We start from the raw sequence: 13,651 nt of genomic DNA on the forward strand, positions 1-13,651 counted from the left end.
CAGGTGCGCCTCAACCCGGCCGTGCCGCTCCTCTCAGCTGCAGAAGACCGTCACTCTGGACTCTTCGGCACTAATGACTACCTCGAACGGCCCACCCGCACCGCCGACTGGAGTAACCGCACATGGCGCCCCCGCGCACCCCGAAGCTCTTCATCGCCGCCTGCTCGCTGATGCTGGCGGCCGCGTGCGGGGTTCCGGCACCGGAAAAGGGGGCCGCCGTACTCGGTGCGGACGCCCCGGCGCAGGGGCTGACCGCGACGCACGCGGAAGGCGACCTCGCGTTCGGTGCCCCGCACCGGTTCGCGAGCGGGGTGACGATCTCCGTGTCCGCGCCGAAGGTTTTCCGCCCCAGCGCGTCGGCGTACCCGCAGAGCCCGCGCGCGGTGGCCTTCGGCATCGAGGTGACGAACGCGGGCGACGGGACGTACCGGCTTTCCGGTCTGTCGGTGACGGGTGAGGTCGACGGCGAAAGCTCGTCGGTCAAACAGGTCGTCGACGCGGTGCAGGGCTACAACGGCATCGCGGACGCGGGCAAGGACGTGGCGCCCGGCCGGTCGGTCCACCTGAACCTGGCGTTCGCCGTTCCGGACAAGCCGGTGAGACTGCGCCTGCAGGTGCGGCCGAGTCCCACGGAGCCTGTCGCCGCGAAGTACTGCGGGAAGGTCTGAGGCCGCCGGTTCGCTACCGTGTGCGTCATGACCGAGCAGCGACTCTCCCCCGGCGACAAAGCGCCCGACTTCACCCTTCCCGACAGCGAGGGCAACGACGTCAAGCTCAGCGACTTCCGCGGCAAGTCGGTCGTCGTGTACTTCTACCCGAGTGCCGGCACGCCGGGCTGCACGAAGCAGGCCTGCGACTTCCGGGACAGCCTCGCGCAGCTCAACGACGCCGGCTACCAGGTGCTCGGCATCTCCCCGGACAAGCCCGCGAAGCTCGCGAAGTTCGTCGAGGCGGAGGGGCTCACCTTCCCGCTGCTCGCTGACACGGAGAAGACCGTCCTCAAGGCATACAGCGCCTTCGGCGAGAAGAAGAACTACGGCAAGGTCTACGAAGGCGTCATCCGGTCGACGTTCGTCGTCGACGCGGAGGGCAAGATCGCCGTGGCGCAGTACAACGTGCGCGCCACGGGGCACGTCGCGAAGCTGCTGCGGGATCTCGACCTGGCGTCCTGACGATGACGGGGCTGGAGGGACCCGCACTCAAACTGGGCGGCAGCATCGCCACGTACGCGGCGAAGTCTTGGCTGCAGCGGCGTCGCAAGAAGACCGAACGCGAGTCGAGCCTCGCCGAACTGGCGGCGGACGAGCTCAAAGGGCCGCTCGAGAAACGCAAGCTCGAAAACCTGGTCGAGACGATCGGTCTGCAGGTGGCCGAAGAACTCAAGCCGGTGCTCGCCGCACGGTTCTCGACGCTGCCCGAGAACGAGATCGCGGCGACGTTCCTCGCGGTCGAGGACACGCTCGGCAAGGTCGATCTCTCCGACGAAGCCCTCCTGGCGGACGACGCCGACCCGGAACTCCTGGCCCGGCGCGTCCGCGAGCAGTTCCCCGCCCGTTCGGCCCTGCTCGCCGAGCGGGCGGCGGATCTGTACGAACTGGCTTTGGACCTGGCATGCCGCCATCTGGTGATGGTGGTGCGGCACCTTCCCTCGTTCCGGTCGACGACGCTCGCCGAGATCTTGGGACGGCTGACCCGACAGTCGGACCAGCTGGACCAGCTCCTCGCGCGAATCCCGAAGACGAGCCTCACCGCACCGGCCGGAACCGACCACGACGCGGAGTTCCGGACGGACTACCTGAGCCTGCTCGCCCGGAAGCTGGACAAACTCGACCTGCTCGGGCTGACCAAGGACGACCAGCCGACACTGCCGCTGACGGTCGCCTACCTCAGCCTTTCCGTCTCCTCGGAAAGTTCGCGCGGCGACGACCGGCCGGAGGACTGGTTCGCGAAACACCCCGGCCGCCGCGACGGGACGACCATGCGGGCGGAAAGCGCGATCGGAGAGGAACACCGGACGCTGGTCCGCGGCGAGGCGGGGTCCGGCAAGACCACCCTGCTGAACTGGCTCGCGATCAGCGCGGCGGGCAGCCGGTTCACCGGGAAGCTGGCGCCGTGGAACGGATTCGTCCCGTTCCCGATCCGGCTGCGGAGTTTCGCCGACGGCGCTCTCCCCGGCGCCGAGCACTTCGTGGCCCACGCCGCCCCCACACTCGCCGGACGGGCGCCCGCGAACTGGGCGGACCGCGTGCTGCGCAGCGGAAAGGCGATGATCCTGGTCGACGGCGTCGACGAAATCGACGCTCCTCGCCGCCGGAAGGTCAAGGACTGGCTGCAGGAACTCGGGCTGACCTATCCGGAAGCACGTTTCGTCGTCACCTCCCGGAGCGCGGCGGCCGATCAGCGATGGCTGTATCAGGAAGGCTTCGGTTCCGTTCTGCTCGAACCGATGAGCGCGAACGACATCCACGCCCTCGTCGACAAATGGCACGAGGCCGCGGTTTCGGTGCGCCCCGAAGAAGATCTCGACGAGGCCCGGCGACGGCTGCTGAGCCAATTGAGCAACCGGCCGCATCTACGCACACTGGCTTCCAGTCCGTTGCTCTGCTCGATGCTGTGCGCGCTGAACTGGGCGCACCGTTCGGAACTGCCGCGTGACCGGATGGACCTGTACCGCAAGGCGTTGTCGATGCTGCTGCACCTGCGCGACACCGCGCGCAGCATCACCGTTCTGCTCACCGAGCAGCAGAAGCAGATCCTGCTCGGGCATCTGGCCTGGCGGCTCACCTCGGGCGGCAAGGTCGAACTGCCGAAGGACGAGGTCCTGGAGCACATCGCCTACCGGCTGCGCTGGCTGCCCCATGTCGACCACAGCTCCGAAGAAGTCCTGGCCCACCTTCTCGAACGCAGCGGGGTCCTGCGGGAACCGGTGAGCGGCAAGGTGGATTTCGTCCACCGGACGTTCCAAGAATTCCTCGCCGCCAACGAGGCCACCGAGGCGGGCTACCTGGACACTCTGATCACGCACGCGCATCGGGACACCTGGCGGGAGACCGTGATCATGGCGTGCGGCCACGCCAAACACCATCAGGCGAACAAGCTGCTCACCGAAATCCTCGATCGCGCCGAAGCCGAGCCACGGCACACCAGGCGGTTGCGGCTGCTCGCGGCGGCCTGCCTGGAGACGGTCAGCAACGTCGATCCGGCCGTGATCGAGCGGGTCGAACAGGTCATCCGGGAGCACCTCGTCCCGCCGCGCGATCTTCGCGAAACCCGGTCTCTCGCATCGGTCGGGCCCCGGCTCCTGCGCTATCTCCCGGAAACCACCGACGGTCTCAGCGAGGCGGCCGCCGCCGCGACCGTCCGGGCCGCCACGCTCACCGCGGGCGACGACGCTCTGCGGCTTCTGCGCAGCTACGCCCAGGACAGCCGTGAGAGCGTCCAAGAACAACTCCGTGAGGCTTGGCAGTACTTCGATCCGGAACGTTTCGCCGACGAAGTCCTGGCCGATTCCCCTCTGTGGAACGGCAAGATCGTCGTCACGGCCGGCAGGCTGTTGCCCTACACGAGACGACTTCGCCGTCTTGAATCCTTGTCCGTCGCACTCCCCACCAGTGAAGAACTGCCCGGAATCGACCTGCTCTCCGAAGTGCCCGCGCTCAAGGTGCTGGATCTGTCTTTCGATGACAACGCGGTCGTGGACCTGAAACCCCTTGCCGATCATCCCAAGCTGACAGAGGTCGGCCTGTACTTCGCCAAGAAATTCACCGGCCTGAAAGCCCTGAAATCTTTGACAGAACTCGAAGACCTGACTTTGTTCCGCTCCTCGCCATGGCGCGGCCTGGAGGCACTCGGCCACCTGACGCAGGTGCAAAGTCTCTCGCTCGACAACTTACAATCGGTCGAGAGTCTCGAGGCGCTCTCTGCGATGACTTCGCTCACCCGACTCCGGCTGATGGGATGTTCTCACCGCGCGCTGGCCGCCACACCACCGATGCCCGGAATCGATATGCTGAGCCTGGACGGCGGCATGAAGACCGGAATAGCCGCGCGGCTGATCGCCGAGACTTTCCCCGGCCTGACGTATCTTTCGGCGTCCTACGTCGACATGACGGATTTGACCCCGCTGGCCGATCTCCCGCTGACTTCGTTGAATCTCTTGTCGTGCGCGCTGGGCGATATCGGTCAGCTCGCTTCGCACCCCACCCTGACGACCATCATGATCTACGCCGCCGACACGGTGGACGTCCGGCCGTTGGCGGATCTCGACATCACTCTCTACGCACGACCGAAAGACCGCATAATCGGGCTCGACGAACTCGGGCCTGGAGTGAAGGTGTTCGGCTGAAGTCGCGAGCGGCGGTTCGGGTCATCGAGGGCAAAGGTGCCGGGCCGGGTCGCTCGCCTGTGTCGGTTTCGGGTGTCGCGAAAGCCACTTTCGGGACGTCTGGTGTCCCGAAAGTGGCTTTCGCGACATCAGGGCCGCGCGAGTACACCCACCACTCTCGAGAACCTAACCGGCCAGCTTCCGCAGTTCTCCCACCAGCGCCCGCAACGCCTTGCCCCGATGCGAGGCACCGTCCTTTTCGGACGGTTCCAGCTCGGCGGAAGTCCGCGCCCCGCCCTCCGGCACGAAGATCGGGTCGTATCCGAATCCGTTGGCACCACGGCGTTCCCGGATCAGCGAGCCTCGCCATTCGCCGCGCACCACGGTCTCGTCGCCACCGGGGACGACGAGCGCCGCCGCGCAGACGAACGCCGCGCCCATCCGCTCGTCGGGGGTGTCGGACAGTTGCGCCAGCACGAGATCCAGGTTCGCCTCGTCGTCGCCGTGCTTGCCGGACCAACGGGCCGAGAGCACGCCCGGCATACCGTTGAGCGCGTCGATGGCGATACCCGAATCGTCGGCGATCGCGGGGAGGCCGGTCGCGGCGGACGCGTCCTGTGCCTTCGCGAGCGCGTTGCCTTCGAAGTCCGGGGCGGTTTCGGGTGCTTCGGGGAATTCGGGGACGTCGGCGAGGCCGATGACCTCGACGCCCTCGATCCCTTCCGCCACCAGGATGCGCCGGAGTTCGCCGAGCTTCTTCGCGTTGCGGGTGGCGAGAAGCAGCTTGGTCACTTCGCGCCCTTCTTCTTGTCCGTACGCGGCTCGGGCAGTTCGCCCGGGTACGGCAGCGCGAGCGCCTCGGTCTGCAGGCGGGTCAGCTCTTCGCAGCCCGCGAGCGCGATGTCCAGCATGGTGTCCAAAGTGGACCGCGCGAAGGTGGCACCCTCACCGGTGCCCTGCACCTCGATCAGGGTGCCCGCGTCGGTGGCGACGACGTTCATGTCGACCTCCGCGCGAGAGTCCTCTTCGTAGGGCAGGTCGAGACGCACGCGGCCGTCGACGACGCCCACGCTCACCGCGGCCACCGAGGACGAAAGCGGCTGCGGGTCGGCGAGGCGGCCAGCGGCGCCGAGCCAGGTGACGGCGTCCGCGAGCGCGACGTAGCCGCCGGTCACCGCGGCCGTGCGAGTGCCGCCGTCGGCCTGGATGACATCGCAGTCGATGACGATCGTGTTCTCCCCCAGCGCCGCCAGGTCGATGCAGGCGCGCAGGGACCGGCCGATCAGCCGGGAGATCTCGTGTGTGCGGCCGCCGACGCGGCCCTTGATGGATTCGCGGTCGCTGCGGGTGTTGGTCGCGGACGGCAGCATCGCGTACTCGGCGGTGACCCAGCCGAGGCCGGAACCGGCCCGCCAGCGGGGGACGCCTTCGGTGACGCTCGCCGCGCACAGCACCCGGGTGTCGCCGAACTCGATCAACACCGAGCCCGCGGGCCATCGCTGGAAGCCGCGGGTGATCTTGATGTCGCGAAGCTGGTCGTCGTTCCTGCCGTCTTTTCTCGCCACGGCCGCCACTCTAGAACCCCGCGTCAGAGGTCGTAGACGGCGCCCTGCTCGACCAGCTCCGCCTCGGGGAAAGCGACGGCCGCCTCGGCGAGGACGGCGTCGCGGTCGGTCCAGGGCGCGACGTGGGTCAGCAGCAGCCGCCCCGCCCCCGCCTTGCGCCCCAGTTCCCCGGCTTCCTTACCGGACAGGTGGACGCCGGACGGCCGGTCGGGAGAGTCGGTCCAGGACGCTTCGGACAGCAGGACGTCGACGCCGGCGGCGAGGTCGGTCAAGGTGTCGCAGACGCCGGTGTCGCCGGTATAGGCGAGCGTCGTGCCGCCGTGCGCGAAACGCAGGCCGAACGCCGGGGTCGGATGGTCGACCGGGACCGCGGTGACCTCGAACGGCCCGATCTCCATGGGCCCGGCGCACAGGACCTCGAAGGCGAAGACGTCGGAAAGATCGGTCGTCGCCCGCTCTTCCTCGTTCGCCGCGTAGGCGTAGGCGAGCCGCTCGTGCACGTCAGAGGGCCCGTACACCGGGAGCCGTCGCGGCCTCGCCGGATACGGCAGCGCGGGGTGGTAGCGCCGCAGCACGGTGAGCGCGCTGACGTCGGCGCAGTGATCGGGGTGCAGATGCGAGAGGATCAGCGCGTCCAGATCGAACGGGTCGCGCAGCCCCTGCAGCCTGGCGAGCGTCCCGTTGCCGAGTTCGAGCCCCAGGACGAACCCGTCCGCCTCGATCAGGTAGCCGGACGCGGCGGCGTTGGGCCCGGGGATGCTGCCTGAGCAGCCGAGGATCGTGAGACGCACTGTGACACCTTAAGCACGGAATCGGCGATTTACGCGCTGGTGGGAGCCAGCACACCCGGAGCGAAACCCATGAACCGCTGAGCGAGTCTGGTGAACGGCTCGGCGGATCCGGTGGCGACGAACTCGTGCCGCGGCGGGGTGTCGCGTTCGGCGAGGAGATCGTCCTCGGTGAGGACGCGCACGAGGTCACGCGCGGTCTCTTCGGCGCTGGACACCAGCGTGACGTCCTGGCCCATGACGATCTGCAACACCCCGGACAGCAACGGGTAATGCGTGCAGCCCATGACGAGTGTGTCGACCTGTGCGTCCAGCAGTGGTTCCAGATAACCCTGCGCGAGCCCGAGCACCTGGCGTCCGGTGGTGATCCCGCGTTCGACGAAGTCCACGAACCGCGGGCACGCGACGCTGGTGATCTCGACGTCCTGAGCGGCGTTGAAGGCGTCGTCGTAGGCACGGGACCGGACGGTGCCCTCAGTGCCGATCACGCCGATGCGGCCGGAGCGAGTCGCGGAGACGGCCCGGCGCGCGGCCGGGAGGACGACCTCGACCACGGGGACGTCGTAGCGCTCCCTCGCGTCGCGAAGACAAGCGGCGGAGGCGGTGTTGCAGGCGATGACCAGCGCCTTCACCCCGCCGTCGACGATGTCGTCCAAAGCCGCGAGCGCGTACTCGCGCGCCGTCGCGATGGGAAGCGGACCGTACGGGTTGCGGGCGGTGTCGCCGACGTAGCGCAACTGCTCACCGGGCAGCTGCTCCAGGATCGCCCTGGCGACGGTGAGCCCACCCACTCCGGAATCGAAGACGCCGATCGGGGCGTCGGCGCTCGGCTTGCTCACCCGGCGAGGTTACCCGGACCGGTCGCTTTCCTGGCTCGGGACCTGTCCATCCGCGCCACCACCCAGGCCGCGAAGATCCCGGACAGCGCGCCGAACAGGTGGCCCTGCCACGAGACGTTCGGATCACCCGGCAGCAGCCCCCAGAGCATCCCGCTCCAGATGCCCAGCAGCAGGACGGCCACCAGGATCTGCCCGACAGCACGGTTGAAGATGCCCCTGACCAGTAGGAAAGCGAGCCAACCGAACGCGACGCCGGACGCGCCGACGGTCACCGTGCCACTCGGCGCGATCAGCCAGACGCCGAGACCGGAGAGCACCCAGATGATCGCCGTGACCAGCACCCACCGGCCGATGCCCGCGGCCATCGCGAGGAAGGCGAACACCAGTACCGGGACGGTGTTGGAGAACAGGTGCCCCCAGCCCGAGTGCAGCAGCGGCGCCCAAAGAACGCCGTCGAGCCCGGAGACGTCACGGGCGAGGATGCCGCCCTGGTCGAGGTCGGCGGGCAGTACCACGTCGACCAGCTCGACCAGGTAGAGCAGCACGGTGAAGGCCAGCGCCACGATCGCGGCGGCCGTCGGGTTCGACGGGAGGACACGTTTGGCCGGATCCGTACCGGACGACTCGCTCGCCGGGACCGGCTGGGAAGGCAAAGTGGTCACCTCCCCAGGCTACGACGCGGATCGGCGGGATCGCCTCCGTGAGAACCCTGATTTGTCGGTGGTGAACGCTACGGTCGGTCGCATGGGGATCTCTTCTTCCGAGCACGTCGACGTGCCGGCCTACCTCGCGCGACTCGCCCTCGAGCACGAGCCGCCGAGCCTCGGCGCGCTCTTCCGGCTGCACGCCGCACATGTGGAACGGGTGCCGTACGAAGACTTGGAAGTCCAGCTGGGCCGGGTGACCTCCTTGGATCCGTCGGTTTCGTTCGGCCGGATCGCCGCCGGTCGCGGTGGCTACTGCTATCACCTCAACGGCGCGTTCTCGGCGCTGCTTACGGCGCTCGGCTACCGGGTCACGCGGCATCCGGGCGGGGTGCAGGGCCATGGTGAGGAGGCCGGGATCCACCTCAACCACCTGCCGCTGACCGTTTCCGGGCTGGCGGAGACACCGGAAACGAGCTGGTTCGTCGACGTGGGGCTCGGCGACGGCATCCACGAGCCGCTCCCGCTGCGTGAAGGCGAGTACAAACAGGGGCCGCTGGCGTTCCGCGTGCGGGAGTCGGAGGTCACGCCCGGCGGCTGGCGGTTCGACCACGACCGGCAGGGCAGCTTCGTCGGCATGGATTTCGCGCCGGAGACGGCCGTGATGCCGGACTTCGCCGAGAAGCACGTCGAGCTGTCCACGTCGGGGAGTTCCGGGTTCGTCCGCACGCTCGTGCTGCAACGGCGGGACGCGGCGGGTGTCGACTCGCTGCGCGCGCTGACTTTGAGCCGTCTGCCGGGCGGCAAAACGGTGCTGGAGTCACCGGCCGAGTGGTGGACGGCGATCGAGGACGTCTTCGGCGTGCCACGCGGTGGATTCACCGGTGAAGAACAGGACAGGCTGTGGCGGCAGGCCGTCTCCCAGCACGAAAGTCACGTCGGGGGAGGGAGAGAGGTCTTGCCGAGCGCGTAGTCCACGGCCGCTTCGGCGTGCAGCCTGGTGGTCGGGAACGTGGGCACCGGACTGTCCTCGGGGCCGACGAGCAGTTCGATCTCGGTGCACCCGTAGATGACACCCTCCGCCCCGGCGGCCACGATCCGCGCGATGACCTCGCGGTACCGCTCGCGCGACTCGTCGGTGACGACGCCGTGGACGAGCTCGTCGTAGATGACCCGGTGCACCGTCTCGCGATCGGCTTCGTCCGGCACGAGCACGTCAAGGCCGTGCGCCGCCAGACGTTCGCGGTAGAACGGCTGGGCCATGGTGAAGCCGGTGCCCAGCAGACCGACGCGCCCGAGGTTCCCCGCTTTGATCGCGGTGGCCGTGGCGTCGGCGAGGTGCAGCAGCGGGATGCCGAGGCCGTCGGTGAGCTGGTCGGCGACCTTGTGCATCGTGTTGGTGCACAGGACGACGAAGTCCGCTCCGGCGGCTTCGAGGCCGCGCGCGGCTCGGTTCAGTTCGCGCCCGGCGTCGTCCCAGCGGCCTTCGGCCTGCATCGCTTCGATTTCGGCGAAGTCCACGGAGTAGAGCACGGTGCGCGCGGAGTGGAACCCGCCGCGCAGCTCACGCACGCGCTCGTTGACCAGCCGGTAGTACTCGGCCGACGATTCCCAGCTCATCCCGCCCAGCAACCCGATGACCTTCATGGTGTCGTCCGTCCAGTCACATGTGTCGTCCGTCTGATCACAGATGCCGTCCGCTCAGTCACGCGAAAGCACCGAGTCAGCTCCGGCTTGCAAGTACGTGAAGGCCTCCTTCACTGCGTCTAGCGCAGCGAAGGAGGCCTTCATACCGCCATCGTGCCAGCGCGACCGGTTCGGCGATGGGTCTCGTGAGGTCAGGCCCAGAGCTGCCCGTCGAGCCTTTCGGCCGCTTCGTCGAGCGAGCCGGAGTAGGCGCCCGTCGAGAGGTACTTCCATCCCGCGTCCGCGACCACGAAGGCCACGTCGGCCGGCTTCCCCGAAGCCGCGGCCTTCTCGGCGACGGCCAGCGCCGCGTGCAGGACGGCACCGGTCGAAATCCCCGCGAAGATGCCTTCGTGCTCCAGCAGCTCACGAGTCCTGCGCAGCGCGTCGTAGGCGCCGACGGAGAAGCGGCCGTTGAGCACGCTCGCGTCGTAAAGCTCCGGGACGAAGCCTTCGTCGAGGTTCCGCAGGCCGTACACCAGCTCGCCGTAGCGCGGCTCGGCCGCGATGATCTGCACGTCCGGCTTCGCCTCGTGCAGGTAGCGCCCGACACCGACCAGGGTGCCGGTGGTGCCGAGGCCGCCCACGAAATGGGTCAGCGTCGGCAGGTCCTTGAGCAGTTCGGGCCCGGTGCCGCGGTAGTGCGCCTCGGCGTTGGCCGGGTTGCCGTACTGGTAGAGCATGACCCATTCCGGGTTGGCTTCGGCCAGTTCCTTCGCCCGGCGCACGGCCTCGTTGGACCCGCCCGCGGCCGGGGAGAAGACGATCCGCGCGCCGTACGCCTGCAGCAGCTGCTTGCGTTCGGTGGAGGTGTTCTCCGGCATGACGCACACCAGGCCGTAGCCCTTGAGCTTCGCGGCCATGGCGAGCGCGATCCCGGTGTTGCCCGACGTCGGCTCCAGGATCGTGGAGCCACGCCGGAGGGTGCCTTCACGCTCGGCGGCCTCGATCATCGCCAGCGCGGGGCGATCCTTGATCGAACCGGTCGGGTTGCGATCCTCCAGCTTCGCCCACAACCGCACGTCGTGGGTGGGCGAAAGCCGGGGAAGGCCGACCAGCGGGGTGCCGCCGAGCGCGTCGAGCAGCGACTCGAAGCGAGCCATCGATCAGCCACCGGCCACGGCGGGCAGGATGGTCAGGGTGTCGCCGTCCTTGACCTCGGCCTCGAGACCACCGGAGAAGCGGACGTCCTCGTCGTTGACGTAGACGTTGACGAAACGGTGCAGCTTCTCTTCCTTGACCAGGCGGGCCTTGAGGCCGCCGTGGCGGGACTCGATGTCGTCGATCACCTCGAGCACGGTCTTGCCGCTCGCCTCGACGGACTTCTCGCCGCCGGTGTGCGTACGCAGGATGGTCGGGATGGACACGGTCACGGCCATGGTTTTCTACCTCCGGTGGGTTCTCTACTACGCAGACGTTCGGTCCGGCCCGGGTTATTCCGGGACCGGGGTTCAGCCGGTGATCTCGACGGGCTCCTCGGTGATCTCCCCGTCCACGATCCGGTAAGACCGGAACTGGTGCGAATCGGGGTCCTTGGTGGAGACGAGCACGTAATGCGCGTCGGGTTCCGAGGCGTACGAGACATCGGTGCGTGACGGATAGGCGTCGGTCGCGGTGTGCGAGTGGTAGATGACCACCGGGACCTCGTCGTTGGCGTCCATCTCGCGGTAGAGCTTGAGCAGATCACCCGAGTCGAATTCGTAGAACGTGGGCGAGCGGGCCGCGTTCAGCATCGGGATGTACCGCTCGGGGCTGTCCGACCCTTGCGGACCGGCGATCACCCCGCACGCCTCATCGGGATGGTCACGGCGGGCATGGGCGACGATCTCGTCGACGAGTTCACGGCGGATCCGGAGCACATCGCACATCTTAGGTGCTGGACGCGGCCGGTCCATACTCTGAGATTGCGGCCACTCGAACCCACGCTCGTTCAGGAGAGCGCTTCGGGCCAGACGTCGCGGTAGGCACGCATGCCACCGGCCGAAGTGGCGTGCAGCACTCCGTGCACCATCGCGCGCCCGAACACCCGCGCGGCCGCCGAGCACAGCGTGTCCAGCACGGCCGCCCGCCGCGTCGCCGCGACCGGGCCCGCGCCGCCGGGGAGTTCCCGGTCGCCGGTCGCCAGCGCGAACACCGTGTCGCCGTCGAACATCGTGTGCGCCGGGCGGACAGCCCTGGCGAGACCGTCCTGCGCGGCCACCGCGAGCCGTCGCGCCTCCGCTTTGGACAGCGCCGCGTCGACGGCGACCACGCCGATCGTCGTGTTGAGCCCGGCGGCCTTCGCCTCGACGTCGCCGGGCCGGTCGGGCCAGCGGACGGCGAACTCGCCGTCGACCTCGTGATCCGCGGCGAACGCGCGGCCGGTCGAGAGGTCGACGGCCTCTCCGGCGGCGTTCACCGCCGCGACGACGCCGACCGTGAACTCCCCGACCCGCTCCGAGGCCGTCCCGATCCCACCTTTGAGTGATCCCGCCTTCGCCCCGGCGCCCGCTCCGACGGTCCCCAGCGGCACCGGACCGGCCTTGGCCGCTTCGCAGGCCGCGTAACCGAAAGAAGCGTCCGGACGGTTGCCCCAGTCACCGCGCGGGAGGTCGAACAGCACCGCGGCGGGCACGATCGGCACCACCTCGTGCGGCCGCGTCCCGACCGGTATCCCCAGGTTCCGCTCGGCGAGCCAGCGCATGACGCCGTCCGCCGCCGCCAGCCCGTACGCGCTCCCGCCGGACAGGCAGATCGCGTTGACGTGCTGGACCAGGTTCTCCGGCTCCAGCAGGTTGGTCTCCCGGGTACCGGGCGCGCCGCCGCGCTGGTCGACCGCCCCGACCGCGCCGCCGGGGACCAGCACGACCGTCGTCCCGGTCGCCCAGCCGTCACCGACCCGCTCGTGATGCCCGACGAGCACTCCGGGAACGTCGGTGATCACGATGTCAGCGACTGGATGAGGGTCTCCTGCACCCAGGTCAGCCAGTGGTAGACGCCGAGGTGCGGGGCGCGGGGATCGTCCTCGGGAAGCTCGTCGGGCATGTCCTCGGTGACGTCGAGCGCGGTGCCCAGCGCCAGCCGGACGTCGTTGAGCGCGCCGAGCCACGCGTCGGCCTGCTCGAAGGTCAGCCGCACGTTCCCGCCGTCCCTCGGCAGGGTGTCCAGCACGATCTTGGCGACGCCGACCTTCTTGTCCAGCAGATCGGGCTCGTGGAGCGACCGCATCGCGGCGGCCGAGTCGATGTCCTCGCGGGTCGGGTTGTCCGGGTCCAGTTTGTGGAAGTCCGGCAGCAGCCGTGAGAGCACCGGATCGTCCGGCGACTCCGTCGGGCCGGTGCGGATGCCGGTCAGCTCCGCCAGCTCGTCCTGCGGCGCCTCCTCGGCGCGCGCGGTGAGCATGTCCTCCAGCTGGCTGACCAGACCGCGCAAGACCGCGGCCTCCTGCTGCTCGAACCCGGCGACAATGGTTTCGCCCTTGCGGCGCCATCCGTTCATGAAGGCTGCTCCATCGTGGCCCAGAGGCCGGCCGCGTGCAGTTTCGCGACGTCGGTCTCCACCTTCTCCTTGGAACCGGAGGACACGATCGCCTTGCCCTTCTGGTGCACGTCGAGCATCAGCTTCGTCGCGTGGTCCCGGCTGTAACCGAACAGCTTCTGGAACACGTACGTCACGTACGACATGAGGTTCACCGGATCGTTCCAGACGACCGTCCGCCAGGGATTGTCCTCAGAGACGACTTCTACTCCCTGTGGATCAACCTGCGTCTGCTCGGATGCGACAGGCGTGGACATGCACTCCATGGTGTCACGGGCCCAACCCGGTA

General features: G+C 68.7%; 16 protein-coding genes. 4 read left to right on the forward strand and 12 right to left on the reverse strand.

The genetic code is table 11. The features are described 5' to 3' along the window. The first annotated feature begins 122 nt into the window (after positions 1-122). Genes HDA45_RS12340 through HDA45_RS12350 form a run of 3 tightly spaced genes read left to right on the forward strand, consistent with a single transcriptional unit; the run spans position 123 to position 4,345 of the window. Positions 123-668, forward strand: a complete 546-nt coding sequence (locus tag HDA45_RS12340) for a hypothetical protein (RefSeq protein ID WP_184894800.1) — start codon at positions 123-125, stop codon at positions 666-668. Between the two features lie 27 nt (positions 669-695). Beyond that, positions 696-1,172: a thioredoxin-dependent thiol peroxidase gene (gene bcp / locus HDA45_RS12345; RefSeq protein ID WP_184894802.1), complete on the forward strand. Its 477-nt coding sequence runs from the start codon at positions 696-698 to the stop codon at positions 1,170-1,172. A gap of 2 nt (positions 1,173-1,174) precedes the next feature. Then, entirely contained in the window at positions 1,175-4,345 is a 3,171-nt protein-coding gene (locus HDA45_RS12350; RefSeq protein WP_184894804.1) for an NACHT domain-containing protein, read from the forward strand. 165 nt (positions 4,346-4,510) lie between these two features. Here HDA45_RS12350 and rdgB read toward each other — a convergent pair whose 3' ends face one another. The 5 genes from rdgB to HDA45_RS12375 are packed head-to-tail and all read right to left on the reverse strand — an operon-like array spanning position 4,511 to position 8,169. Next, positions 4,511-5,116: an RdgB/HAM1 family non-canonical purine NTP pyrophosphatase gene (rdgB, locus tag HDA45_RS12355; RefSeq protein ID WP_184894806.1), complete on the reverse strand. Its 606-nt coding sequence runs from the start codon at positions 5,114-5,116 to the stop codon at positions 4,511-4,513. Then, on the reverse strand, positions 5,113-5,889 hold the full coding sequence (gene rph / locus HDA45_RS12360) for a ribonuclease PH (RefSeq protein ID WP_184894807.1): 777 nt from the start codon (positions 5,887-5,889) through the stop codon (positions 5,113-5,115). Before rph ends, rdgB begins: the two co-directional genes overlap by 4 nt. Positions 5,890-5,912: 23 nt before the next feature. Then, on the reverse strand, positions 5,913-6,680 hold the full coding sequence (locus HDA45_RS12365; protein WP_184894809.1) for an MBL fold metallo-hydrolase: 768 nt from the start codon (positions 6,678-6,680) through the stop codon (positions 5,913-5,915). Between the two features lie 29 nt (positions 6,681-6,709). Then, positions 6,710-7,516 carry a glutamate racemase gene (gene murI, locus HDA45_RS12370; RefSeq protein ID WP_184894811.1) on the reverse strand — a complete coding sequence of 269 codons (807 nt, stop codon included), beginning with the start codon at positions 7,514-7,516 and terminating at the stop codon, positions 6,710-6,712. After that, on the reverse strand, positions 7,513-8,169 hold the full coding sequence (locus tag HDA45_RS12375; protein WP_184905544.1) for a rhomboid family intramembrane serine protease: 657 nt from the start codon (positions 8,167-8,169) through the stop codon (positions 7,513-7,515). The genes murI and HDA45_RS12375 overlap by 4 nt, the downstream gene beginning before the upstream one ends. Positions 8,170-8,260: 91 nt before the next feature. On the opposite strand from HDA45_RS12375, the gene HDA45_RS12380 reads away from it, so the two are divergent. Next, a complete protein-coding gene (locus HDA45_RS12380) occupies positions 8,261-9,133 on the forward strand; it encodes an arylamine N-acetyltransferase family protein (protein WP_184894813.1) in 873 nt (290 codons plus the stop codon). On the opposite strand, the gene HDA45_RS12385 is transcribed toward HDA45_RS12380, so the two are convergent. The 7 genes from HDA45_RS12385 to clpS form a co-directional block, all read right to left on the reverse strand. After that, a complete protein-coding gene (locus HDA45_RS12385; protein WP_184894815.1) occupies positions 9,094-9,807 on the reverse strand; it encodes an aspartate/glutamate racemase family protein in 714 nt (237 codons plus the stop codon). The two genes, HDA45_RS12380 and HDA45_RS12385, sit on opposite strands and share 40 nt — an antisense overlap. 191 nt (positions 9,808-9,998) lie before the next feature. Next, positions 9,999-10,949 (reverse strand): PLP-dependent cysteine synthase family protein, encoded by a 951-nt coding sequence (locus HDA45_RS12390; RefSeq protein ID WP_184894817.1) that lies wholly within the window; start codon positions 10,947-10,949, stop codon positions 9,999-10,001. A 3-nt stretch (positions 10,950-10,952) separates the two neighbouring features. Next, positions 10,953-11,225, reverse strand: a complete 273-nt coding sequence (locus HDA45_RS12395) for a MoaD/ThiS family protein (RefSeq protein ID WP_034308802.1) — start codon at positions 11,223-11,225, stop codon at positions 10,953-10,955. A gap of 72 nt (positions 11,226-11,297) precedes the next feature. Further along, the gene (locus tag HDA45_RS12400; protein ID WP_343072057.1) at positions 11,298-11,705 is read right to left on the reverse strand and encodes a M67 family metallopeptidase; all 408 of its coding nucleotides are present in this window, start codon (positions 11,703-11,705) and stop codon (positions 11,298-11,300) included. A gap of 71 nt (positions 11,706-11,776) precedes the next feature. Further along, entirely contained in the window at positions 11,777-12,769 is a 993-nt protein-coding gene (locus HDA45_RS12405; protein WP_184894821.1) for a P1 family peptidase, read from the reverse strand. After that, positions 12,766-13,323: a DUF2017 domain-containing protein gene (locus HDA45_RS12410; RefSeq protein ID WP_005165656.1), complete on the reverse strand. Its 558-nt coding sequence runs from the start codon at positions 13,321-13,323 to the stop codon at positions 12,766-12,768. Before HDA45_RS12410 ends, HDA45_RS12405 begins: the two co-directional genes overlap by 4 nt. Further along, on the reverse strand, positions 13,320-13,619 hold the full coding sequence (clpS, locus tag HDA45_RS12415; RefSeq protein WP_076162504.1) for an ATP-dependent Clp protease adapter ClpS: 300 nt from the start codon (positions 13,617-13,619) through the stop codon (positions 13,320-13,322). The genes HDA45_RS12410 and clpS overlap by 4 nt, the downstream gene beginning before the upstream one ends. Positions 13,620-13,651: the final 32 nt, after the last annotated feature.

This window comes from Amycolatopsis umgeniensis (assembly GCF_014205155.1).
GTDB classification, from domain to species: domain Bacteria; phylum Actinomycetota; class Actinomycetes; order Mycobacteriales; family Pseudonocardiaceae; genus Amycolatopsis; species Amycolatopsis umgeniensis.